This window comes from Shewanella sp. SP1S2-4, from assembly GCF_031932075.1.
GTDB lineage: Bacteria > Pseudomonadota > Gammaproteobacteria > Enterobacterales > Shewanellaceae > Shewanella > Shewanella baltica.
Map to the genome: position 1 here is coordinate 19973 of NZ_JAUOET010000003.1, position 23131 is coordinate 43103.

21 protein-coding genes are annotated in these 23131 nt (G+C 45.6%); 7 read left to right on the forward strand and 14 right to left on the reverse strand.

Features of this window, described 5'->3' with window-relative positions; genetic code table 11:
• Positions 1 to 146 precede the first annotated feature (146 nt).
• Positions 147 to 578: a nucleoside-diphosphate kinase gene (ndk, locus tag Q4Q52_RS04220; protein ID WP_006081848.1), complete on the forward strand. Its 432-nt coding sequence runs from the start codon at positions 147 to 149 to the stop codon at positions 576 to 578.
• 363 nt (positions 579 to 941) lie between these two features.
• Positions 942 to 1385, forward strand: coding sequence for an Hsp20 family protein (locus Q4Q52_RS04225; RefSeq protein ID WP_006081847.1), 444 nt, complete (start codon positions 942 to 944; stop codon positions 1383 to 1385).
• A 99-nt stretch (positions 1386 to 1484) separates the two neighbouring features.
• On the opposite strand, the gene ilvN is transcribed toward Q4Q52_RS04225, so the two are convergent.
• From ilvN to Q4Q52_RS04240, 3 genes are all read right to left on the reverse strand, one after another.
• Positions 1485 to 1979: an acetolactate synthase small subunit gene (gene ilvN, locus Q4Q52_RS04230; RefSeq protein ID WP_106650658.1), complete on the reverse strand. Its 495-nt coding sequence runs from the start codon at positions 1977 to 1979 to the stop codon at positions 1485 to 1487.
• Positions 1979 to 3697 carry an acetolactate synthase 3 large subunit gene (locus Q4Q52_RS04235; protein ID WP_311987835.1) on the reverse strand — a complete coding sequence of 573 codons (1719 nt, stop codon included), beginning with the start codon at positions 3695 to 3697 and terminating at the stop codon, positions 1979 to 1981. The genes ilvN and Q4Q52_RS04235 overlap by 1 nt, the downstream gene beginning before the upstream one ends.
• Before the next feature lie 545 nt (positions 3698 to 4242).
• Positions 4243 to 5466, reverse strand: coding sequence for a multidrug effflux MFS transporter (locus Q4Q52_RS04240; protein WP_311989909.1), 1224 nt, complete (start codon positions 5464 to 5466; stop codon positions 4243 to 4245).
• Positions 5467 to 6061: 595 nt separating this feature from the next.
• On the opposite strand from Q4Q52_RS04240, the gene Q4Q52_RS04245 reads away from it, so the two are divergent.
• A complete protein-coding gene (locus Q4Q52_RS04245) occupies positions 6062 to 7936 on the forward strand; it encodes a choice-of-anchor I family protein (protein ID WP_311899260.1) in 1875 nt (624 codons plus the stop codon).
• 188 nt (positions 7937 to 8124) lie between these two features.
• Here Q4Q52_RS04245 and Q4Q52_RS04250 read toward each other — a convergent pair whose 3' ends face one another.
• Positions 8125 to 9483 (reverse strand): PLP-dependent aminotransferase family protein, encoded by a 1359-nt coding sequence (locus Q4Q52_RS04250; protein WP_311989910.1) that lies wholly within the window; start codon positions 9481 to 9483, stop codon positions 8125 to 8127.
• Positions 9484 to 9575: 92 nt separating this feature from the next.
• Here Q4Q52_RS04250 and Q4Q52_RS04255 point away from each other — a divergent pair, with 92 nt between their 5' ends.
• Both Q4Q52_RS04255 and Q4Q52_RS04260 read left to right on the forward strand, forming a co-directional pair.
• On the forward strand, positions 9576 to 10202 hold the full coding sequence (locus tag Q4Q52_RS04255) for a LysE family translocator (protein WP_106650653.1): 627 nt from the start codon (positions 9576 to 9578) through the stop codon (positions 10200 to 10202).
• A gap of 184 nt (positions 10203 to 10386) precedes the next feature.
• The gene (locus Q4Q52_RS04260; protein WP_011846940.1) at positions 10387 to 12144 is read left to right on the forward strand and encodes a SulP family inorganic anion transporter; all 1758 of its coding nucleotides are present in this window, start codon (positions 10387 to 10389) and stop codon (positions 12142 to 12144) included.
• A gap of 224 nt (positions 12145 to 12368) precedes the next feature.
• Here the strand turns inward: Q4Q52_RS04260 and Q4Q52_RS04265 are convergent, their stop codons facing one another.
• Both Q4Q52_RS04265 and Q4Q52_RS04270 read right to left on the reverse strand, forming a co-directional pair.
• On the reverse strand, positions 12369 to 12566 hold the full coding sequence (locus Q4Q52_RS04265; RefSeq protein WP_006081839.1) for a hypothetical protein: 198 nt from the start codon (positions 12564 to 12566) through the stop codon (positions 12369 to 12371).
• Positions 12567 to 12762: 196 nt separating this feature from the next.
• Entirely contained in the window at positions 12763 to 13419 is a 657-nt protein-coding gene (locus tag Q4Q52_RS04270) for a glutathione S-transferase (RefSeq protein ID WP_311989911.1), read from the reverse strand.
• Between the two features lie 375 nt (positions 13420 to 13794).
• Between Q4Q52_RS04270 and Q4Q52_RS04275 the strand changes: the two genes are divergently transcribed.
• Together Q4Q52_RS04275 and Q4Q52_RS04280 are read left to right on the forward strand one after the other, a co-directional pair.
• Positions 13795 to 14799 carry a rhodanese-related sulfurtransferase gene (locus tag Q4Q52_RS04275; protein WP_311989912.1) on the forward strand — a complete coding sequence of 335 codons (1005 nt, stop codon included), beginning with the start codon at positions 13795 to 13797 and terminating at the stop codon, positions 14797 to 14799.
• A 312-nt stretch (positions 14800 to 15111) separates the two neighbouring features.
• Positions 15112 to 15585, forward strand: a complete 474-nt coding sequence (locus Q4Q52_RS04280) for a hypothetical protein (RefSeq protein ID WP_311989913.1) — start codon at positions 15112 to 15114, stop codon at positions 15583 to 15585.
• 167 nt (positions 15586 to 15752) lie between these two features.
• On the opposite strand, the gene Q4Q52_RS04285 is transcribed toward Q4Q52_RS04280, so the two are convergent.
• The 8 genes from Q4Q52_RS04285 to Q4Q52_RS04320 all read right to left on the reverse strand — a co-directional run bounded on the left by Q4Q52_RS04285 (position 15753) and on the right by Q4Q52_RS04320 (position 23044).
• Positions 15753 to 15995 carry a DUF2897 family protein gene (locus Q4Q52_RS04285; RefSeq protein WP_311989914.1) on the reverse strand — a complete coding sequence of 81 codons (243 nt, stop codon included), beginning with the start codon at positions 15993 to 15995 and terminating at the stop codon, positions 15753 to 15755.
• 47 nt (positions 15996 to 16042) lie between these two features.
• On the reverse strand, positions 16043 to 16780 hold the full coding sequence (gene kdsB, locus Q4Q52_RS04290; protein ID WP_006081834.1) for an 8-amino-3,8-dideoxy-manno-octulosonate cytidylyltransferase KdsB: 738 nt from the start codon (positions 16778 to 16780) through the stop codon (positions 16043 to 16045).
• Between the two features lie 97 nt (positions 16781 to 16877).
• Positions 16878 to 17948 carry a 3-deoxy-alpha-D-manno-octulosonate 8-oxidase KdnB gene (gene kdnB, locus Q4Q52_RS04295; protein WP_311989915.1) on the reverse strand — a complete coding sequence of 357 codons (1071 nt, stop codon included), beginning with the start codon at positions 17946 to 17948 and terminating at the stop codon, positions 16878 to 16880.
• A 20-nt stretch (positions 17949 to 17968) separates the two neighbouring features.
• Positions 17969 to 19156, reverse strand: a complete 1188-nt coding sequence (gene kdnA / locus Q4Q52_RS04300) for an 8-amino-3,8-dideoxy-alpha-D-manno-octulosonate transaminase KdnA (RefSeq protein WP_028760065.1) — start codon at positions 19154 to 19156, stop codon at positions 17969 to 17971.
• 193 nt (positions 19157 to 19349) lie between these two features.
• The gene (gene can / locus Q4Q52_RS04305) at positions 19350 to 19967 is read right to left on the reverse strand and encodes a carbonate dehydratase (protein WP_028760064.1); all 618 of its coding nucleotides are present in this window, start codon (positions 19965 to 19967) and stop codon (positions 19350 to 19352) included.
• 298 nt (positions 19968 to 20265) lie between these two features.
• Positions 20266 to 20703 (reverse strand): phosphate ABC transporter substrate-binding protein, encoded by a 438-nt coding sequence (locus Q4Q52_RS04310; RefSeq protein ID WP_311899266.1) that lies wholly within the window; start codon positions 20701 to 20703, stop codon positions 20266 to 20268.
• A gap of 10 nt (positions 20704 to 20713) precedes the next feature.
• Positions 20714 to 21892, reverse strand: coding sequence for a porin (locus Q4Q52_RS04315; protein WP_311987827.1), 1179 nt, complete (start codon positions 21890 to 21892; stop codon positions 20714 to 20716).
• 321 nt (positions 21893 to 22213) lie between these two features.
• The gene (locus tag Q4Q52_RS04320; RefSeq protein ID WP_311989916.1) at positions 22214 to 23044 is read right to left on the reverse strand and encodes an alpha/beta fold hydrolase; all 831 of its coding nucleotides are present in this window, start codon (positions 23042 to 23044) and stop codon (positions 22214 to 22216) included.
• Positions 23045 to 23131 lie beyond the last annotated feature (87 nt).

Genomic DNA, 23131 nt, shown 5'->3' on the forward strand with positions numbered 1-23131 from the left:
GGGGTCTTTTGCGTGATCAAGCTGATTACGAATAAAGCGAATGTGCGCAATATCTCAGACTTATTTGCTATAAAGATAGGATTTAGCTTTTAAATTTCGTATAATCCGCGCGAATTTTTTAAACTTGCTGACAAAGGAAGCTAGTTATGGCGATCGAACGCACATTTTCTATTATCAAGCCTGATGCTGTTGCAAAAAACCACATCGGTGCTATCTACAATCGTTTTGAAACTGCTGGTCTTAAGATCGTTGCATCAAAAATGTTACACCTGACCAAAGAACAAGCTGAAGGTTTCTATGCTGAGCATAGCGAGCGCGGCTTCTTCGGTGCTCTGGTTGCATTCATGACTTCTGGTCCTATCATGGTCCAAGTATTAGAAGGCGAAAACGCTGTTTTAGCTCACCGTGAAATTTTAGGTGCAACTAACCCAGCTCAAGCGGCTCCTGGTACTATCCGTGCTGATTTCGCAGAAAGCATTGACGAAAACGCGGCTCACGGCTCTGATGCTGTTGAATCTGCTGCTCGTGAAATTGCTTACTTCTTCAGCGCTGAAGAACTGTGTCCACGCACTCGTTAATTCGATGCTAAGACTGAAAAAGGAGCCTAGGCTCCTTTTTTATTGGCTGCAATTTAGCGAATATAGATTGCCATTGCTTAATGACGATAATGCCTCTATTTCAATCCCGTCTCGACTCACCCTTTTTAAGCTGATTTAGTGTTTGTTTTTATTGATCTTTTAAAATTTTTGCACATTTTTTTAATTTTCTTGCTTGAAATTCTCTCTCCCATCCTTATATCTGTTTCAGGATCGCTCTATGAGGATCCTAGTGTGAATTCTGTGCCGTAAGGACAGAAGATTTAATCTGGCAGACTCTACAAGCGTTTTCATCGTGAAAACCGTCCGCCAATTCTCCATATTGCTTAAGACAAGGATATGAATATGCGTACTTATGATTTAACACCACTTTACCGCAGTGCCATTGGTTTTGACCGTTTAGCGCAATTGGCAGAACATGCCGCTGCCAATAATGGCAACTCAGGTTATCCTCCATATAACATCGAATTACTCGGCGAAAATCGTTATCGCATAACGATGGCCGTAGCGGGATTCTCAATGGATGAACTTGAGATTAGCAGTGAAGGTGAAAAATTACTGGTGAAAGGCAATAAAGCCGAAAGCCAAACCGAGCGTAAATACCTGTATCAAGGCATTGCTGAACGCGGTTTTGAGCGTACTTTCCAGCTGGCAGACTATGTCACTGTGCTCGGTGCAAGTTTAGAAAATGGCTTACTCAATGTTGATTTAGTGCGTGAAATTCCTGAAGCATTGAAACCACGCAAAATTGAGATCACCTCATCGCGCTTATTAGACAGTCAGTCATAATTGACCCTGTGATAATCGCCTAAAAACAAGGGGAGCATAATGCTCCCCTTGATGTTTTTGTGCTTATGCGAAAATGTCCGCGAGATTTATGTGTGAGCGTTAGGCTTTCATGGCTTTTTCACCGCGAGCCAAACCGACTACGCCTGAGCGAGAGACTTCGACCAATTTGGTCACTTCACCTAGCGCATGGATAAATGCATCGAGTTTTTCTGATGTTCCCACCATTTGGATGGTGTATAAATTGGCGGTGACATCGACAATCTGACCGCGGAAAATATCCGCCATACGTTTCACTTCTTCCCTAAATTCGCCTTGGGCGCGGACCTTAACAAGGGCAAGTTCGCGTTCAATATAAGCAGACTCAGTAATATTCGATACTTTTAACACATCGATTAACTTATGCAGCTGCTTCTCTATCTGCTCTAACACCATTTCATCGGCAACGACTGTGATGTTAAGCCGCGACAGGGTGATATCGTCCGTTGGTGCAACCGTTAAACTTTCAATGTTATAACCGCGCTGTGAAAACAAACCGACCACACGAGACAGGGCGCCGGATTGGTTTTCTAATAATACAGATATAATTCGACGCATTAGCATTTCTCCGTCTTAGTCAGCCACATTTCATTCATCGCACCACCGCGGATCAACATGGGGTAAACGTGCTCAGTTTCGTCCACCATGATGTCGATAAAGACCAATCTATCTTTCATCGCCAGCGCTTCAGCCATTTTTGACTCAAGCTCGGCAGGATCGCTTATCGTCATGCCAACATGGCCATAGGCCTCAGCAATTTTGGCAAAATTTGGCACTGAATCCATATAGGAATGTGAGTGACGGCCAGAGTAAATCATGTCCTGCCATTGTTTTACCATGCCAAGGAAACGATTGTTTAAGTTGATGATTTTTACTGGCGTATCATATTGCAGTGCGGTCGAAAGCTCTTGAATGTTCATCTGGATAGAACCATCCCCCGTGACACACACAACGGTGGCATCAGACATGGCCATTTTTACGCCCATCGCTGCGGGCAGGCCGAATCCCATTGTCCCTAGGCCACCTGAGTTGATCCAGCGGCGCGGCTTATCGAACGGATAGTACAAGGCGGCAAACATTTGGTGCTGGCCAACATCTGATGCGACATAGGCATCGCCATTGGTCAGCTTATACAAGGTTTCAATCACTTGCTGTGGTTTGATGCGGCCACTGTTTTTGTCATAGGCCAGACAATCGCGACTGCGCCATTGTTCAATGTCATTCCACCAAGTGGCAATGGCATCGTTGTCGTTGTGTTCGTTCGATTCATCTAACAGTGCCAACATGCTGTCTAAAATACTGTCGGCTGACCCCACGATAGGAATATCCACGTGGATGGTTTTTGAAATAGAAGAGGGATCGATGTCGATATGCAAAATGGTCGCGTTCGGACAGTATTTTTCCACATTATTGGTGGTTCTATCGTCGAAGCGTACACCAATACCGAAGATCAAATCGCAGTTATGCATTGTCATGTTGGCTTCGTAGCGACCGTGCATCCCAAGCATGCCTAAACTGTTTTTGTGGGTGCTTGGAAAAGCGCCAAGCCCCATCAGCGTGCTGACGACGGGAATATTTAATCTCTCAGCCAATTGCAGGATTTGCTTATCACAACCTGAGATAATCGCGCCGCCACCGACATAAAGTACCGGTTTTTTCGCGGCTAACAGGGCTTGAAGACCACGGCGGATCTGACCTTTATGGCCTGATGTCGTTGGATTGTACGAGCGCATTTTGACGCTTTCTGGATAACAATATTCGTGCAGCAGGGCGGGGTTTAAACAATCTTTTGGCAGATCGACAACCACAGGACCGGGACGGCCAGTAGAGGCAATGTAAAAAGCCTTTTTAATAATTTCAGGAATTTCAGTCGGATCTTTGACTAAAAAGCTGTGTTTCACTACAGGGCGAGAGATACCTATCATGTCGCATTCTTGGAAGGCATCGTTGCCGATAAGATTGCTCGGGACTTGACCCGATAACACCACAAGGGGAATAGAATCCATGTAAGCGGTGGCAATACCGGTAATCGCGTTGGTCGCGCCTGGGCCTGAGGTGACTAATACCACGCCCACTTTACCCGTGGCACGGGCGTAGCCATCGGCCATGTGTACGGCCGCTTGCTCGTGGCGAACGAGTATGTGTTCAATACCGGGGATAACGTGCAGGGCGTCGTAGATATCTAAAACTGAACCGCCAGGATAGCCAAAAATGTGCTTTACGCCTTCATCGATCAAAGAACGCACTATCATGCTGGCGCCGGATAACATCTCCATGTGGAACTCCTATTGCATAGTACCGTTACGGTAAACAGTATCTTGTTACAGCGACGGTAATCGCTCTAAAAATTAAGCCTGAAGGGTAATTCAGACTCCGAAATGCTGAACTGACTTCGTCGAAGACAAGTGACTCATCCCTTAGGATGCAGCAACTGTTGCAATGAACAGAATTTCATCATATTCAAAAAAAACAACATTTCAAGCCTTTTATGTAAAAAATAACCAACTTGAAACAATTTCACGTTTGAATGACTCGATAACTTGCTTGAATCGCCAAGTAACCTAGGCTGGTTTATGGGCTTATCTTATATTTTTCAGATTGTTAGATGCTTAAAAAGCAAAAACGGCACTAAAAGTGCCGTTTTGGTGTTGGAGGTTAGATAAGCAGATACTTAACTGTCGCGATTAAATATTACCTATTTGCTACATCTGTGAAAGCCAATGCGCTGTTTTATGCGATCAAACATGTGTTGCCGATGTGGTATTGGTAGCCATGGCTCTTAGAAATAGACCCTTAAAAATAGATCTTTAAAAAGAGCGCCTTAAACCGTCGGTTGGATTTGATGCTTAGGACGATTGAATTGGCAAATACCGACTAACACAATAGAACCTAACATGAGGGCAGAGAAGGGCACGGCAGTGCCATCGTAAAACACCGCCAATAATGGCCCCGCCAGTGCGCCACAGCCAAATCTTAAGGTGCCAATAACTGCGGTTGCGGTTCCTGTTTCTTGTTTAAACTTCATCAGTACTATCGCATCGGCATTGACTGACATCACCCCTAGGCTACCCATCAAAGGAATAAGCATGATCACGGTAAAGTGATAGCTCATATCCAGCAGGTTTACGGTTAATAAACCGACACCAGCAATCGCCCCGAAAAAGGTCGACACATGCAACATACGTAGCGAACCATAACGGCCCACGATGCGCGTATTAATGATATTGGCCAACATCAACGCGCCGACGTTAGTGCTAAACAAGATTGCAAAATAGGATTTATCTAAGGCAAAGACTTCCATGTAAACGAAGGGCGATGCAGTGAGATAACAGAAAAATGAAAAAGACGTTAACACGCCACTGGCAATGTTTAGCTTAACGCCAGGGCGGGAAAATACGGTCGCATAGGCGCCAAGAAACGATTTTTGGCTGCGGGTATCCATATCTTTATCGCTGGGCATTTTCAGCGCAAACAGCACCAGTAATAACAGGGTTGCGGCATAGGCGGATTGAATGAAGAAGATTAAATGCCAATCACCGAGTTCGAGGATCACGCTGCCAATACTAGGAGCCAATAATGGCGCTAACATCATGATTAAACTCACGTATGACATACCCTTGGCGGTATTGTCACCGTAGACTTCTTTGATGTATCCCGGCACCACCACAGTCGCAGCCGCGCCGATAAAGGCCTGTAAAAAACGTAGTCCAAGAAAGACTTCGACTTGACCCGCAAACCCAATCAGTAAGCTGGTCAACATAAATCCACTCAGCCCCATTATCACCATTGGGCGACGACCAATGCGGTCGGCTAGGGGGCCGAAACATAACATGCCCAGTGCGTAACCTGCTAAGTAGATACTCAGGGACTGTTGTACTGTCGTGACATCGGTATGAAAACTGAGGGCCAATGTCGACATCGCAGGTAAGTACATGTCGATGGCCAATGGCGTGATCGCGACAATCGCCGCAAGCATGGGAATAAGCAGCGCTAAATTCGGTATACGTCTGCCGTTATGGGCAGAAGGTTGTGATTGTGGGTCCACTGTTACCTCGGGTGGCGAAAGAATTGAAAGCGTATTTCACAGGTTTATGCGGTGTGGTTTAAATTGTACTAGGACAATTCACGATTAATCCGCCATTTTGAAGCCAGTTCCTGCGCTACCAGTTTCTACACTAAGAGCGAGAGCACATGATCAAGATCATTGGCGGGGTTAAGGCAAAAGTGAATTGCGGTATTGTCTATTTGCACAGTTCAGACAGTAAGCAATAGCATAGTAAAGTGCTCGGACAAATAAACCAATCTTTGCGCTGATTTCTTTACTGTATTTTACCGATTAAATTGTAACTAAGTGGTAAGTTTGATTATCGAGGCATCACTTTAGTGGATTGAGCCGTTATCTTCACAAGATTCTTCATTTAAATCTTTCTTATCAAGTCTTTCTTATCAAATCGTAGCCCTTTGTAACTCTGTTCTTTACACCTTAGTCCTTCACATCCTTATGGTTCAAACTGACTCATTCTAAAGTGCGAGCTGTCATCTGAGTGTCACGGCTTTGTCATCCCAGCGTCTTTTATGCTGACTAGTTTAGTGGGCTTTAGCTTCACCCTACTAAAAATAAAATATTCAGGAATGACACGATGAAAACACAACGACTTGCGCTAGCCGCAGCCATTATGGCGAGCTTATTACTTGGAGCCTGCAGCGGTGATGATGGCGCAGCAGGTGATAAAGGCGACAACGGCTTAAATTCACTGGTTAAAGTGACGGCATTGAATATCGGTGATGCACATTGTCCCGCCGGTGGTCAGCGAATCGATACCGGATTAGATGCTAATAATAATGGACAATTAGATGACAACGAAATTGCAGCAGCGCAAACCCAATATGTTTGCCAGCCACAAACTGCAGGCTTAAAAGCTGAGTTAATTGGTCGTCATCAGACTGGCGTTTATGGCTTAAGTGCCGCCGAAATCGTTGAATATCACAGTGCATCTAACCGTATTTTTGTGGTCAATGCCATTAGCGGCAAAGTGGACATTATAAATGGCAGTTTATTAGCAACGGCATCCAATGCCGCTGATCCGTTAGCATTGAATAATCTCGAAAAATTTGGCGAACTTGATGTGGCTAAAGACGTTGGCCAAACCTTTATGGGTAGCGTTAACAGTGTGAGTATTTCAGGCAACTTGTTAGCGGCTGCGATTGAACGTGGCGATGCTGCCGGCAATAAAACCCAAGCCAATGGTTTTGTCGCTTTTTATCAGCTTAACGGCATAGATGCACCGCAGTTTATCAGCGCGGTAGAAGTCGGCGCTTTACCCGATAACCTGGCATTTACCCACGATGGTAAAACCTTATTAGTAGCCAATGAAGGCGAGCCAAATCCAGCCTATACCTTAGATCCTGAAGGCAGTGTGGCGCTGATTGCAATTACTGACGGTAAGCCTGCAGCCACTGCGACTATTATCGGTTTTAGTGAATTTAATCAGGGCGGTGCACGTGCCAGTGAGATCACGCCAGACATTAAAATCAATGGTCCAATGGCGAGTGTGGCGCAGGATTTAGAACCTGAATATATCGCGATTAGCCAAGATAACCGCCGTGCGTTTGTCAGTTTGCAAGAGAACAATGCCATTGCCGTAATTGATATCGCCAATGCCAAAGTCGCCAAGATTTTACCACTAGGCCTTAAGGATTATGGACTTGAGGTGAATAAAATTGATGCGAGTGATAAAGACAATCTTGTCAACCTGCAAAGCTACACAGGCGTCTATGGTATGTATCAACCCGATACTGTCGCGACCTACCGTTGGAACAATACCGACTTTATCGTTACGGCCAACGAAGGTGATTCCCGTGATTATGCAGGCTTTTCTGAGGAAGCCCGCGCAGGGGATTTAGTGCTCGACCCAAATCATCCACAATTTGCCGCTGCAAAAGATAAAACGCAGTTAGCACGCCTTAAAGTAACTACTAGCATGGGGGATGACGATAAGGACGGCGATTACGACAAGATAGTCAGCTTCGGTGCTCGCTCATTCTCGATTTGGAGCGCAGACGGTCAGCAAGTCTTTGACAGTGCGAGTGATTTTGAACGTATTACCGCGGCACTTTTAGGCAGTAACTTCAACAATAATAACGAAGAAAATAAAGGTGATAGCCGCAGCGATGACAAAGGACCAGAGCCAGAAGCCTTAGCCCTAGGTCAAATTGGTCAACGACTATATGCCTTTGTTGGTTTGGAGCGTACTTCAGGCTTTATGATCTATGACGTGACCAATCCCTTCGATGTGCATTTTATCGACTATGTTGTGAATCGTGATTTTGATGCCGACTTTGTTATCGATACTGATACGGGTGAAGTCAAAGGGGATGCAACAATGGCGGGTGATTTAGGGCCAGAAGGGATGAAGTTTGTCAGTGCCGATAAAAGTCCTAACGGTAATCCTTTGTTAATCATAGGCAATGAAGTCAGCGGCACGACGAGTGTTTACCAACTAAAGATTAAATAATGGTGCGCTAGTGGTTTATAACTAATTACTTGTTCATCAAGCTTGTCAGTCACATCAGCGCCAGTAGCATACATGCTACTGGCGCTTTTTTATGCTCTCTAATTTTATAAATTAGCCATTTAGTGTGAATTAACTTCATCTGACATGGCGCATAAAAATTGGCTGAGTTCGGAGGTTTTTAAGCGCTATTACACCACTGAATAGGCATTTTGTACCAAGGAGTGAATAGTCGCCTCGATACAGTCAATCGCATGTTGAAATTGAGTGTCGTTTTCGGCGCCGCCAAGGCTCAAGCGAATAAAATTGTCATGGCAATTAAAGTCATCTCCATTACGGATCAAAATGCCTTTGGCAGCTAGCGCAGTGACGAGGTGATGGGCCTTGATATCTTCTGGCAGTTGTAGCCAACCGTTCAGTCCTCGCCAAGTTTGGGTTAATCCCAGTCGTTCGCCCATGGCGATACAGAGACGTTGCCGTTGGCGAACTATGGTATCGCGATCGGCAGTGATTTGGCCTTTCTTAATCAACTGACAGGCTATTTCAATGTTCAGCGGCGATACCATCCAGCATTGGCTATGAATCGCGAGTCGCACTTGGGCGATAAGTGGTTCAGGCACCAGAATAAAACCTTGCCTTAGGCCGCCAGAAAACAATTTGGACAGGCTAGAAATATAAATCACCCGTGGGATAGCCAGCTGTTTTGCTAATTGCCACAGGGGCGAATGCCACTCTTCGGGTAAACAATAATTCACATCATCTTCAATGATATAAAACTGATACTGCTCAGCCAATTCGAGGAGTTTTTGCCGCTGCGGCTCACTGTATTGAATACAGGTAGGGTTTTGATTATTCAGGGTTAGATAAACTAACTCGGGATGATGGATTTGCACTAACGCCTCAAAGCGGGCGAGATCCACACCTTCATGGGTGAGGGGCACACCAATGCTGGTCACGCCGAGTTGCTTAGCGCAAATTCTCACGCCTGGATAACTGTATTGCTCGTGCAGCAGCACATCGCCCGTCGATAAAAATGCACTTAAACAGGCAAAAATCGCTTGCTGGCCGCCGTGGGTGAAGATCAGTTGCTCAGGCGTTTGTTGTATGCCGCGTTGGTTAAGCCATTGGTGAAACACTTGTTGGTGTTGATCTAATGGACTGGCGCGATAACCCAGTAACTGGCTGAGCTTTGTCGGGTCTTTTGCTAATTGGCTGAGGCAATCACTGAGGGTGCTAATTTGATCTGTGAGTGGCTGCTGGCAGGTCGCCATATTCAATTGTACTTTACCGATCTCTGGTACCGGGGAGGCGTTGACATAGGTGCCATCACCGACGCGCGCTTCGACGTACCCCCTTTGTTCCGCCAATGCATAGGCGCGGGTCACAGTGCCAATAGTGATGCCTAAAGCATCGGCTAAACGGCGCTGCGGGGGCAGTTTACTGCCTTGGGTTAACATCTTCTGCAAAATGCCTTGTTCTATAGCACTGACTAAGCGCTGATATTTCGGGCCTGAAAAAGCTGTTAGGTCTGGCGTCCAGATTGTACCCATGACAATAAATCCATTGATCTCTAATATTCTCCGTATATTATTTATTGCATCTGTTTATGTCAATAAATGTATGCATACAATTTAAGGTGAATATGAATACTGCATTACTCTATGATCCACAATTATGGACCTTGATGGCTTCTGCCGCGTTGTTTTGTGCAACCATGACCATGACGCCCGGACCGAACAATATCCTCTTAGCGAGCTCTGGTGCACATTTTGGTGTGCTGCGTACCGTGCCGCACATTGCAGGGATCCGCTTGGGTTCGACTTCTTTACACCTTGCGGTGTTATTTGGGCTTGGAACCTTGTTTGAAGCATTACCGGTATTGCACCAAGTATTGAAATATTTCGCTTTGGCGTATTTGCTGTATCTCGCGTACAAATTAGTGACGTCGCCAGTGCAGAGCACGCATCTTGATGACGGCCGAAAACCTATGACCCTGATTGAGGCCGCTTTATTCCAATGGATTAACCCTAAGTCTTGGATGTCGACAATTACCCTGTGCAGCGCATTCACATTAGGCGGCGATGGCTTTTGGCTCAGTGCTTTTCTTGGGGTATTAACCTTTAACTTAGTGGGATTTCCGGCGTCATTTACTTGGGTGTTTGTCGGTGCGGCGATCAGTAAGAAACTCAATACGGATAGACGTAAGCGTCATTTTAATTGGTTTATGGGCAGTTTACTTTTAGTGTCACTGCCGATGATATTGCGCTAACTTAGTGTTTATTCAGCGCCTAACTCCATAAATATTCTGAGGAAAATACTCGCGTAATGATTGGCTTTATGCCATAACCAACATACTATTGCTGGCTTTTAGGTAATGACCTTTTCGCTGAATATTTTCAGTCTCGGTTATACTGATTAGTGCTTATCTTGATGGTGTGTATGGAGGTTGCCGAGTGAAGTTCCCTAGTTTGATTTCGTTTATGCCGGGATTGGCGCAATTATTACAATATGAAAAGCAATGGCTTAGGGATGATGTGCGCGCAGGCTTGTCCGTTGCCGCTGTGGCACTCCCTGTTGCTATTGCCTATGCCCAGCTCACAGGCGTCAATGCTGCTGTGGGTTTGTACTCCTGCGTTTTGCCTATGCTGGTATACGCGCTATTTGGCACCTCAAAGCAATTAATCGTGGGTCCAGATGCGGCGACCTGCGCCGTTATCGCCGCCGTTGTTACACCCCTCGCTGCGGGCGATAGCATGAAGCACTGGCAGTTAGTCATGACCATGACGGCCATGACAGGCTTTTGGTGCTTGATCGCGAGCCGTTTTAAGCTGGGTGTGCTCGCTGACTTTCTGTCAAAGCCGATTTTGATGGGATTGCTGAACGGGGTCGCGATCACCATTATCGTCGGACAATTTTCGAAGATTTTTGGTTTTACCTTCGACGAGCGCTATTTAATCGAACGCCTCAGCGGCGCCCCTTCTTATTTATCAAAAACCCATTGGCCGACCTTGACTATGGGGATTGTGACACTGGCGACCTATGCCTTAGTCAAACGGTTTCGTCCCCAATGGCCCGCATCTATGTGCGCGATGGCGATGGCGGCGTTTCTTGTTTGGGTATTTAACCTGACGAGCTTTGACATTAGTGTTGTCGGAGAGGTGACCTCTGGTTTACCTTCATTCCAAGCACCGGCTTTTGATTTGGGGATCGCCCGTGAGTTGGTGGTGCCAGCGCTCAACTTAGCCATGGTGAGCTTTGTGAGCATGATGCTGACCGCCCGAAGTTTTGCGGCAAAAAATGGTTACGATATAGATGCAGATAAAGAATTCAGGGCGTTAGGGTTAGCCAATATCGCATCTGCCATCTCCCAAGGGTTTGCGGTGAGCGGCGCCGATTCCCGCACTGCGGTGAACGATGCCAATGGCGGCAAGAGCCAGTTAGTGTCCATCATAGCGGCGGTATTGATTGGCGTTGTGGCGCTGTTTTTTACTGCGCCGTTGAAGTACATCCCTAGCGCAGCATTAGGGGTGGTATTGGTGATTGCCTCTATTTCGCTTATCGATCTTAAGTCGCTGTGGAATCTGCGTGTGCGCGATAAGTCAGCTTTCTTGCTTGCGTGTATTACCTTGTTCTCCGTGCTGTTTATTGGGGTGATTCCTGGGATCACTTTGGCCGTGTTACTGGGGTTATTCCAGTTCCTTGCTACGGTAATGCGCCCCACGGATCAAGTGCTTGGTTTAGATCATAAGGGCGTTATCCGCAGCGTCGATGATTCGGGTAAAGCCAAATCTGTGCCTGGCGTGTTTATGTATCGCTTTAATTCGCCGTTAACTTACTTTAATGCAACGTATTTTAAGCGCCGTTTACTGGAAAAATTTATTCGGGAATCTGAGCCGGTCGATTGCATCATTATTGATGCCGTGCCTTGTTTTACCCATTTAGATTTAAGTGTGATGGCCATGTTGGCAGATTTACATCAATTGCTTAAAAAGCGTGGAGTACGCTTAGTGCTTGCGGGGCGTAAACGACAGATGTTGAGTTGGTTCGAGCAAGCGGGCATGCAGACAGGGGAAGGCGGCATTCTGATCCGGCCAGATTTGTATCTCGCCCTTAAAATGAACCAAAGCTATAAACAAGCCTTGGCAGAAGGGCAAGCGCCTGTAATCCAAAAAGTCCCCGATGATGCTGTGCTGTTGCATAGCCATTTATAGCGAATGATTTAAATTTTAAGGTTTTGTAAAAGAGGGGTCATTAAAATAGCGCAGCCTAAGCTTGCGCTATTTTTTTCGTGTTTCAATACTTGTTTAAGTTCTTGTAAGTGTTTGTTTAAACGCTTATTTATGTGCTTTGATTCGTATTGAAATGAGTCTTTGAATTGGGCGGGTCATTGATGCTGTAGCAAGTGTTGTCGCCCAATGTGACGGTGTTTGACGGCTTAGTCTTTGAGAATTCTATCGAGGGGAATAAAACCGTGATAACCGTAATATCCCATAGGGCCGAGGATCAAACTGAGTAGGCACCATAACCATTTTTTGTTGGTGCTGAGATCCACTTTACTCTTGAAGGCTCTAAGGGCGAAAAGAAAATGCAGTAGCATCAGGCCCCCAAGCATAATAATGATATTGATATCCATATGTTCCAACTGCCTTATCCTTGTGTTCTATCATTCACGCCTTTGAAATACATTAAGCGCGGTTACATTTATCTTGAGAAGCTTGCCTAGCGATCTGTAGCTAAATTAGCCACCTCACTAACTGTCAAATACCTTACTCGAATATTTTACCGATGGCTATAACATAAAATAAAAATAATCTTTAAATCTTATTGGCTTACATGTCTCCTAACAAGCAAGTTGGAGAATGGCTAGCGTCCCAGATCACATATTTTTCCATCGCTCGAATAAATATTTCACTCGAAATGAGGTTTTCTAGCCAAGCGGCGAGTCGCGGAAAATCATCGCTCAGTGCACGTTTGAGATCGACTGCGGCAAATTGGCGTATAAAAGGCACGATGGCGTAATCAGCAAGGCGAGGTGTATCGGCGACTAAAAAGGAGTGTTGTCCTAAGCATGCTTCAAGTTGCGTGAGGAAATGGCTCGCTTGCTGGTAATAGTCAGCTTGCGTTTGCTCAGGGTAGCAGTCGGCATATTTATAGCGGTCGAGCCATGGCTTAAATTGCTGATCATTTTGCGCGATAAGTTGCGCCATTTTATCTTCAATTACAGGGCTTTGTTGACATAGCAGATCTAAGGGATCCGCTTGCGTGAGTGCCCAGCGCATGATCTCAATACTTTCGGCAATCACTTCGCCATTGGCTAGCACTAATACCGGCACTGTCCCTTTGGATGAAGCGGCCAGCATTTGCGCTGGTTTAGCTTTGAGGGTGATTTCGCGGACTTCAACATTGCATTGGGCGAGTAAGAGTCCCAAACGCGCTCGCATGGCATAGGGGCAACGACGAAAAGTGTATAAGACGGCTAGAGCCATTAGGATTTCCTCTACTGTGCGGCGCTAATGCGACGCAAGTTAGTGCGATGTACGCAGATGTCGGCTTGTGTCCTCTACATGTACATGCTTATTGACGACGCGAGTGTGCCAGTACGAATGCCGCGTGCCAATCAGGCAGTGTGCAAAGGGCGCAGATGGTAACGCTTTCATGTTGAAATTTCTGCTTAATTTGCCAGCAGAAAATGATTTTTCTTACCTCCGTGCGTAAAGAATTAAAGACCCTGTATTTTATCTGTGTTTATCTTGCTGTGACTCAGGTAGAATTCCGCGCTATTTTGGGATCTGTAGCCAGTCTACAGATGATTAATGTGTTTATGCACTGGAAATTAAGTTCCAGCCAGCAAAGAGGGTGTTATGGCTAAAGTTGTCGTGTGTGCGTTATATAAATTTGTGTCTTTACCGCATTTTGAATCTATCCGAGCGCCATTGCTCGCTATGATGGAACAGGCCGAGATCAAAGGCACTCTGCTCCTCGCAAGCGAAGGAATTAATGGCACAGTTGCCGGTACCCAAGAAGCGATCGAAGCATTATTGGTTTGGCTTAACGGCCAAAATGGCCTAGACAATATCGTGCACAAATTGTCATTCGACGATGAAATGCCGTTCTACCGCACTAAAGTCAAACTGAAAAACGAAATCGTGACTATGGGCGTTGAAGGTATTGATCCACTTAAAGTGGTTGGCACCTATGTGAAGCCTCAAGATTGGAATGCGCTGATTTCTGATCCGGATGTGATTTTAGTCGACACCCGTAACGATTATGAAGTGCAAATCGGCACTTTCAAAAATGCCATTAATCCTGTGACTGAAACCTTCAGAGAATTCCCGGAATATGTGAAGCAGAATCTTGATCCTGCTAAACATAAAAAGGTTGCCATGTTCTGTACTGGTGGTATCCGCTGTGAGAAATCAACCGCGTATTTGAAAGAGCAAGGCTTTGACGAGGTGTATCATCTCGAAGGCGGCATCCTTAAATACCTTGAAGAAGTCAAAACAGAAGAAAGTCTGTGGGAAGGCGAGTGCTTCGTGTTCGATAACCGCGTCGCGGTTAACCATGACTTGAAGAAAGGTCAATACGATCAATGTAATGCTTGCCGCATGCCAATCACTGAAGTTGAAAAACAGAGTCATGCCTATGTGCAAGGTGTCAGTTGTCCACATTGTATCGATAAAATTTCTGACGAGCAGCGTAAACGTTTTGTTGAGCGTGAGCGACAAGTGAATCTGGCAAAAGCCCGTAACGAAGCGCATATCGGTAGTGATGTGAATCAAGTGATTGAAGCGCGCCGCGAGAAAAAAGAAGCGCAGCGTCGACTCGCCGCCGAGAAAAATAACGCGAAAAAATCGCAAGTGCTTTAACTTTATATTTCATTGGATTAGCTGTGAGTTAACCATGAGTTAGCACTGAGTTCGTTTCTCGCTCAGGCAGCTCATACATTGCTCTCGATTTGAATATGGTTGCACTATGGCCCGACTCGTTCGGGCCATTTTTTTATGCCGATTTTAGTTTTAGTGTGAATGTGCATTAACCCATTATTTAACTCATTATTTATCATAGCGCTATGCCGAAAATCTTAAATTTATGATAACTTTCAGTCGCTAGTATTAAAAAAATAAAGTCGAGTGCCATTAAACGAAAGGGAGTGATTCAGTGCAAGGTAGGCAAAGCGCATGAGCATTTGGAAAGAGCTATACGATATTTTCGATAAGGAACGCAGTCGCTGGCAGCAATCGAGCGCCAGTAAGCAGGCGATTGCCTTTGAGTTAAAAGCCAATTTGGGTTTTCTGGCCGATGCCTTAAGCAGCGGTTTATCGCAAAGCGCGATCGCCAGCGGTTTAGAATGCAGTATTTTTGAGGCAAAACTGAAAGAGGGCGCTGCACTCACTGCGTTAAATCGCCGTAAAGTGACCCTGAAGTTTATTGGCGAATTTGCCGAGTTTGCTAAGTATGTCGGTAAAGAGAACGACGCTTTAGTCGAGAATGCTTACTCTAAAATCAAATCACTGCAGAAATTAGTCGCGGCTGAGCCCAATAAAAGCCACGATCTGAGGATTAAATCCCTGTTTCGCTTCTTAGTCTTTTTAGTGGCGCACCTTGAGGAGCAGCCATTGAGTCGCACAGCAGCGAAAAAAGCTGAAGGTTGATGCGTGGACGAGCTTGTGATTAATACGATTGGTATAAGAGACCAAAAAGGCGCTTATGGCGCCTTTTCTATGTTTACTAACGTTATTGCTCAGCTTTTTAGCGCAGTCTTTAAGAGGCGTGTTCAAGAGCCATCTTCAGACTCACTCTTTAAAAGCCACTATTGAGTTTAGCGCTTAGGTGGTTCATCTGCTTTATTGGGCTCTGAGTCCGAAGAACTCGGCTTATTTGAAGCCGCATCTGCGTCATTCTCTGCTGCCGAAGGCTCAGCAGTAGGCTTTATCTGCTTATCTTTACCATGTTGGCCGAATTGTGGCAATTTGAACTTAGCACTGTATTTCAACGCGGCAAGATTGCTGGCGATAACACCGACGATCAAAATAATAATGATCCAGACTTCTAAGGTCGACATACTCAGCTCCTGTTTCGAATAGACTCGCGCGCAAGACTCTCGGGTGACTAATCAACCGCTAAACGTTGCTCACATTTACGAATGTCTTCTGGCGTATCCACTTCAATAGAATCAAAGGCGCTAATGGCGATTTTGATTTTATGACCATATTCTAAAGCACGCAATTGCTCGAGTTTTTCCAGATCTTCTAGACGACCTAATGGTAGGGCGGCGAAGGCCTGAACGAATTTGCGGGTATAAGCATACACACCTAAGTGCTTATAAACGGGGTAATCTTGGGTGTCGCGGCCAAAAGGAATACGCGAACGAGAGAAATACAAGGCATAGTTGTTGTTATCAAACACCATCTTCACATGCATAGGATCGTCAAGCTCGGCTTTATTGACGATTTCAAAGCCTAAGGTGGCCATTTCAAACTCCCCTGGGTGACGCTCGAAGAGGCTGATGACTTGCTCGATGGAGGTTGGGTCAATTAGAGGTTGATCGCCCTGTAGATTGATCACTAAGTCGTCATCTTTCAGTCCCAGTTGGTTTATCGCATCATTGATACGATCTGTACCCGATGCCGCTTCTGGGCTGGTCATGACCACTTTGCCGCCAAAACCTTCAACTGCCGCTTTAATGCGGTCATCATCGGTAGCGACATAAATATTGGTGAGGCCTTTGGCTAACGACGCGCGTTCATACACGTGTTGGATCATTGGCTTGCCGTTAATCGGGGCTAAGGGTTTGCCCGGGAAGCGGCTTGAACCGTAACGAGCCGGGATTAACAGAGTCACATTCATCAAATTATCCTACTTTTATCAAAGATATACAGTGTAGATATACAATGCATATAGACAAAAGGGCTCACAATTGAGCCCTTTTAACATGTGTTAGAGCTTAGATGCGACGGAACAGGGCAGTCAACATTTCATCTGTGACTTTCTCTTCCCAACCTGCGCCGTAAACGTTAGCCCATAGTGGACCCATACTCTTAGTCACGGCAACCATTTTTGCTATGGTTTCGTCTGGCAGATCTTTACAGATGTTCTTCGGCAGTGTGATGTTGTGTTTCTTCATCATCAAACGGAACTCTGCAACACCTTCTGGATAGAATTCTTCTAACACGTCAAAGGCGATACAGTTGCCGATACCGTGGTGGTAACCCAAGATATAAGACAGACCGTAAGAAACCGCGTGACAGGCACCCACTTGGCTGTAAGCGATACTCATACCGCCCATGAAAGACGCCATCATCAGCTTGTCGTCTTTTTCTACGTGGTCGTCTAAGTACACTTGGCGACATAAATCCATGGCTTTTTCAGCGTAGGATTTAGAGAACTCGTTTAAGAAGGTACCTTGTAACGATTCAACACAGTGGATATAGCAATCCATACCTGTGTAGAACCATTGGTCCGTTTCCACGCCTTCGATTAACTCAGAATCCATGATGATTTGATCGAATACTGTGTAATCTGAGTTCAGGCCTAGCTTACGTATTGGACCACATAATACGGCGGTGCGTGACGCTTCTGCACCAGTACCAGAAATCGTTGGGATACCAATGTGGTGTACCGCTGGGTTCTTGATTAAGTCCCAACCTTGGTACATGGCAGAGCCACCTGGGTTTGTCAGCATCAGCGATACCGCTTTAGCCACGTCCATGGTTGAACCGCCACCTAAACCGACGACGCTCACTGGCAGTTTGCTATTGAAAGCTTGAACTTGTTCAGTCAGGGCATCGATTTGAATTGTGCTTGGCTCTTCATCAACGTTAACCCAAATCACCATGTCTTGTGCTTTAGCTGGAATGCGGCCCTCAAGGGCTTTGCCTTGATGCACGTCATCGACTAAAAATACCACGAAGTCGTCGGCGGTTTTACGTTCAGCAGCTAACACTTCATCCAATTGGACGAATGAGCCACGGCCGAAGATCATTTTTTCAACTACTTTAAAATTCTTAAAACTCATTGCAACAAACTCCCGTAGAATTATTGGGCAAATGCTTTCTTGATGTTTTCGATACGCTCGGCGATCTGAGCATCGGTCCAAGACAACTTGATGAGCATAGAAATCGTGCGGCTCATAATGGCATCGGATTTAGGCACAGAAACTTGAGTATAGTCAGGTCTGTCGGCGATTAATGTGATTGGCAACGCAGCAGATGCCTTAAGCTCCTGAATGTGTTTCCAGTTTTTCAAATAATGCCAGTTGTTTACATACCAGTAGAAGCAGCCATCAACGCCGTTTTCAGCCAGTTTTTTGCTGATTTCTTGCGTGCGCGCTTCGGTTGGCAACATAAAGGTTAAGAAGCCAGCCGAGTCGCCTTCTGGATCTGGGATCTGGCGGAAGGTGACTTCTGGGATAGCGGCCATTGCATCTTTAATGGTCTTTTTGTTTTTACGTTGAATATCGATAATGGTATCGAGTTTACGTAACTGCGCTAATCCTAAGGCGGCATTCATTTCCGAAATACGGAAGTTCAAGCCAATGATAGGGTGTGACTCTGCACCGCGGTCTTTACCAATATGGTCATGGCCGTGATCGGAGAACATGTGCGCATTGTTGTAGATTTCTGTGTTGTTAGTGATCACAGCGCCACCTTCACCACAGGTGATGGTTTTGACTGAATCGAATGAGTAACAACCCACATCCCCGATAGTACCTAGGGCTTGGCCCTTGTAGCTACCACCGATGGCTTGGCAAGCATCTTCTAAAATCAGTAAGTTATGTTTTTTACAGACGGCTTTGATCTCGTCCATCTTCGCCATAGAACCGCACATGTGCACTAAGTTAATCGCTTTAGTGCGTGGGGTAATCGCGGCTTCGATACCTTCTGGAGATAAACACAATGTCTCATCGATTTCGGCAAAAATCGGAATAGCGCCTGCCATAAAAATCGCTTCAACTGAGGCTACAAAGGTAAAAGGTGGCACGATAACTTCATCGCCAGCACCAATGCCTGCAGCCATCATGGCCGTTTGCAGCGCAGCAGTACCGCTTGATAAAAGGTGAGCATGCTTCACGTTCATCTTCTCGCAAAGCAGTTGCTCCATATCGCGCGTCTTCCAGCGATCATTACGCATATGGTCGAAGTTGTAACGGAAGGTAAAACCGTTTTCCATAACGTCAGCGACTTCCTGCTTCTCTTCAGGACCAAATAATTCAAAACCGGGCATGGAAGGTATCTCCTTAGAATTTGTGGCGCATATGTCGCCTGCAATTAACTGGCGGATTATAACTGGCGTAATAGACCCTTGCGATGTTTTATTGCTGAAAATTGTCATGGAAAAAGAAAAACCTGCACAGGGGCAGGTTTTATCTGAGCATTGATGACACTCAGCTAAGGGTTAAAAGCCTATATTCAGGCCGTTAGCGTGGATTAGCTAAACCATGTTCACGGTCAACCGTGACATCTAAATCTGTCAGTAAACCGTTATCAATGCCGTAAATCCAGCCGTGTACCGCCACTTCTTGGCCGCGATCCCAAGCTTCTTGCACTATGGTTGAACTGGTCACATTAGCAACCTGCTCAATCACGTTTAGCTCGCACAGGCGATCAAAACGTTTGGCTTCGTCCATCTGTTGTAATTCTTCCTGATAAATACGATAGATATCACGTAAATGCCCGAGCCAGTTATCGATGAGTCCTAAGCGTTGCTGACCCATGGCCGCGCGCACACCACCACAGCCGTAGTGACCCACCACCATAATATGCTTCACCTTGAGCACATCGACGGCGTATTGCAGTACAGATAAGCAGTTAAGATCGGTATGGATCACCATGTTGGCGATATTACGGTGAACAAAGACTTCACCGGGCATAAGATCAATGATTTGGTTTGAGGGTACGCGACTATCTGAGCAGCCAATCCACAGGTATTCAGGATGTTGCTGTTTCGCTAATTGTTCAAAAAAATCAGGATTTTCTTGGCGTATACGTCCGGCCCAGCGGCGGTTATTGTCGAATAAAGGTTTGAGTAGTTTCATTTTAACCTATTGTTTTATTGACATATAAAATGTCTTCTCATGCTCTAATTCATGCAAGCAGCACATTTTTAGCAAGAGTATACCAGCAAAATTGGCTCTGCTGGTCTATCCAATTAAGGTTTGAATCGGGATATTGAGGAATCGAGATTATTTTTTATTAATAGTTCTGCAAATGAATTGGTTCCCTCTGGGGATCTAAGCGCCATTTGTTAGCGTGTTTGGGGGTGATATTGCACTAAAACTGAGTGAACGCCTTGTCCGCTAAAAATTAAGGCGGACAAGGATGATGCAGTATGGGTTAGAACTTACTGATCACTTTTACGCTATCGTTCACCTCGCTGACGTCAACAAACCCGATCATATTGGGATTGGCGGCAATCAATGAGAGCATTTCAGCGCTCGAGTCGACGACTTTGGGTGGTTGACCTTGGCCTGAAAAGACCAGTTTTGACCAATAGGCTTTGAGCTGACTCTCAGTTTTATTGAGGATTTGCTTCACGAAGGCATCACGAGCGGGTGAGCCTTCGGGCTGATCGAGCGCAACCACAGTCCCTCCATTGGGGAAAGACTTGAGTTTACCTAAATAGATACGTGAAATATCCGCAGCACTAATTTCGGATGTATTTGAAGGATGTACCACGACGGCAACTTCGGCTTGCACATAGGCACTGCCAAGTAAAAGTGCACTAGCAACTAAGGTTTTCATCATCAACCGAGATCTTATTAATAGTTTCATGTTTAACTCCTTAAAAAACTAAGTCTATTGCCATACTCAGCAACTGTTCATCGGAGGACGGTTTGTCATTGCTGTAGTTGGTGTACTCCAGTTTTAGTGCGGCTGAGGGATGGAAATCCCAGCGTGTTCCTATGATGTAGTAGGCGCTGTCTTCTTGCTGTGCTTCAAGCGCTGCTTTTGTACCGAAAACCAGAGGCGCTAACGCAGCTTGGTTTGCTGGTGGCAGACTATTGTATAGCGGTAACATGCCGTCATAGGCATCGTATTGTGGATCACCTTTGTCAATACCGTAGGTTAAATGAAAAGTGAAATCTTTATAGCGGATCCCGCCGGAAACAAAGGCTGAATCTTGAATATTAAAGCTACTGGGATCGACGTCAATTCGGGTGTATTCAGCCAAGATAAACCATTTACCCGCATCATATTTAACGTTAGCACCTATGAGTAACGCGCTGTCGTTAATGGGTAAAAGATCATCTACCACTTGCTGACTAAATAACCCTGTTTGGGCAATCGCATCGCCTAGGCCCAGCAGAGCAGGTAACTCGTAGGAGAAATCAGTCACTATGCCGATATTCAAGCCGTACTCAAACCCTGAGGTTACAAAGTTGAAGTTCATTATGTGGCCCTCGGCGGAGAAGGGCGCGGGAGGTGTTGATGAACCTATAGGTGCATAGTCAGAAACAGAAGTCGTAATATACTTATAGGTCAAACCGACTTCGGTATCGCCCCATAAATCGGAATATACTAAGCCGACACCTTCGCCTGAATTAAATGGCAGTGAATAAACGCCGCGGGGCGGGGTGATCCAGTGATAGGCATAGCCTACGTCAATATAATCAGAGTATTTATAGAGGTTAAAGCGTTGGCGGCCCGCCATGAGCATAAGTTTGTCGCTGATGTCATAGGAGATATAAGCCCATTCAAATTCGGCACTGTAATCGTTATTGCCTCGGGATAGCACTTGCGCCGTGGCTCTTAAGCCACTGCCCAGATCGGCGGTAAATTGTAAGGCAACTTTTGAATCGTTATTAAAGTTGAGCTCTTTGTCATAGTCATAATAGCTTTTATCGTCACTGAGACTCGAACCCGCGACAATAGAGGCAAATCCATTTATTTGAACATCGGCATAAAGAGACGGCATATAAAGTGTGCTGAGCACGCAGAGGGCAACTGTACTTTTTCTCATGGCAGAATACCTTGTTGAGGGAATACAGTAATAAAGGTAGTTGATAAATAGTAGATTTCACCTTTATGCAACATTTTTTGAGGCGCTGACGACAAAATGGTGATTTCTATTTGTTAATGCAGATTTTATGGGGAAGTCTTTGAAAGGTGAGTGGGCTAATCTGCGAAGCAAAATCAGCTAAAGCCCAATGTATGCATGGGATAAATAGGGATTGAACCTGGGTTCGGTATTGATGATGTGGATTAAGCTGAAATAGCTGTCTTCAAGATGCGAATGTCCTCATCTTGAAGATTTTATTGAGTGACGGTATTTAGCAACAGATTAGTGATGTTTAGCGAGAAAATCGGCTAAGAGTTGATTAATAAATTCGGCTTGTTCAAGGGTCGAGATATGTCCCGCCGCAGGAATGTGCACCAACTGACTGCCATCGATGGCATCGCTCATTAGGTAGCTTTCTAGCACACTGCGTGCTTTATCCTCAACGCCCGCCATGATAAGGCAAGGCAGCGTTAGCTGCTCGGCATCTTCCATAGTATCGCGACGACCAAAAATCATTCGTCCCAGTTTCACTATCGTGGGAATTTTTTCTGCTGAGATTGTGGCAAGTGAGTGTTCAAAGTCAGTGACCAGTTCAGGTGTGTTTTGCGCGGCATTGTTTGCGAAGAACAAAGGTGAAATCGCACTGATAAGCGGCGCAGGAATCGCCTTAGCGGCGGTAATCATATCCAGCATGCCATCATATTTCGCGCGGGTCACTTCGGGTTCAAAACCAATAAAGCTGTTGAGCATCACGAGGGTTTTAACCCTTGTTGGTGCTTTCAGTACCAATTCTGCGCCCCACATAGCACCAACAGATTGTCCGATAACACTAAAGTCAGTGATATTGAGGGCATCCATTAAGGCCAACATGTGATCGGCAATATCGAGTAGCGTTTTACCATTATCGGGCAGTAAATCTGACTGACCATGACCCCACAGTTCTGGCACGATACAGCGGTAATGGGCACTTAGCGCGGCAATTTGAGGCGCCCACATGGCGCTATCCCACAAATAACTGTGACCAAACAACAATACAGGCCCTGTACCAACATCAAGGTAACTTAATTTACGACCGGCAATCATGAGCTGCTGACGGTGTGCAGAAAAATTCATAAAACCTACTTAATTAAATATATCATTATGTTAAGCCGTATTTTGGCGCCCATTTTGGCGATAGAGCGCTGGGCTTAACCTTTACAA

Excerpts from the sequence above, each read along its gene's own strand:
- ndk (WP_006081848.1), top strand. The coding sequence starts at position 147 with ATGGCGATCGAACGCACATTTTCTATTATCAAGCCTGATGCTGTTGCA.
- Q4Q52_RS04225 (WP_006081847.1), top strand. The coding sequence starts at position 942 with ATGCGTACTTATGATTTAACACCACTTTACCGCAGTGCCATTGGTTTT.
- ilvN (WP_106650658.1), bottom strand. The coding sequence starts at position 1,979 with ATGCGTCGAATTATATCTGTATTATTAGAAAACCAATCCGGCGCCCTG.
- Q4Q52_RS04235 (WP_311987835.1), bottom strand. The coding sequence starts at position 3,697 with ATGGAGATGTTATCCGGCGCCAGCATGATAGTGCGTTCTTTGATCGAT.
- Q4Q52_RS04245 (WP_311899260.1), top strand. The coding sequence starts at position 6,062 with ATGAAAACACAACGACTTGCGCTAGCCGCAGCCATTATGGCGAGCTTA.
- Q4Q52_RS04250 (WP_311989910.1), bottom strand. The coding sequence starts at position 9,483 with ATGGGTACAATCTGGACGCCAGACCTAACAGCTTTTTCAGGCCCGAAA.
- Q4Q52_RS04255 (WP_106650653.1), top strand. The coding sequence starts at position 9,576 with ATGAATACTGCATTACTCTATGATCCACAATTATGGACCTTGATGGCT.
- Q4Q52_RS04265 (WP_006081839.1), bottom strand. The coding sequence starts at position 12,566 with ATGGATATCAATATCATTATTATGCTTGGGGGCCTGATGCTACTGCAT.
- Q4Q52_RS04270 (WP_311989911.1), bottom strand. The coding sequence starts at position 13,419 with ATGGCTCTAGCCGTCTTATACACTTTTCGTCGTTGCCCCTATGCCATG.
- Q4Q52_RS04275 (WP_311989912.1), top strand. The coding sequence starts at position 13,795 with ATGGCTAAAGTTGTCGTGTGTGCGTTATATAAATTTGTGTCTTTACCG.
- Q4Q52_RS04280 (WP_311989913.1), top strand. The coding sequence starts at position 15,112 with ATGAGCATTTGGAAAGAGCTATACGATATTTTCGATAAGGAACGCAGT.
- Q4Q52_RS04285 (WP_311989914.1), bottom strand. The coding sequence starts at position 15,995 with ATGTCGACCTTAGAAGTCTGGATCATTATTATTTTGATCGTCGGTGTT.
- kdsB (WP_006081834.1), bottom strand. The coding sequence starts at position 16,780 with ATGAATGTGACTCTGTTAATCCCGGCTCGTTACGGTTCAAGCCGCTTC.
- kdnB (WP_311989915.1), bottom strand. The coding sequence starts at position 17,948 with ATGAGTTTTAAGAATTTTAAAGTAGTTGAAAAAATGATCTTCGGCCGT.
- kdnA (WP_028760065.1), bottom strand. The coding sequence starts at position 19,156 with ATGCCCGGTTTTGAATTATTTGGTCCTGAAGAGAAGCAGGAAGTCGCT.
- can (WP_028760064.1), bottom strand. The coding sequence starts at position 19,967 with ATGAAACTACTCAAACCTTTATTCGACAATAACCGCCGCTGGGCCGGA.
- Q4Q52_RS04310 (WP_311899266.1), bottom strand. The coding sequence starts at position 20,703 with ATGAAACTATTAATAAGATCTCGGTTGATGATGAAAACCTTAGTTGCT.
- Q4Q52_RS04315 (WP_311987827.1), bottom strand. The coding sequence starts at position 21,892 with ATGAGAAAAAGTACAGTTGCCCTCTGCGTGCTCAGCACACTTTATATG.
- Q4Q52_RS04320 (WP_311989916.1), bottom strand. The coding sequence starts at position 23,044 with ATGAATTTTTCTGCACACCGTCAGCAGCTCATGATTGCCGGTCGTAAA.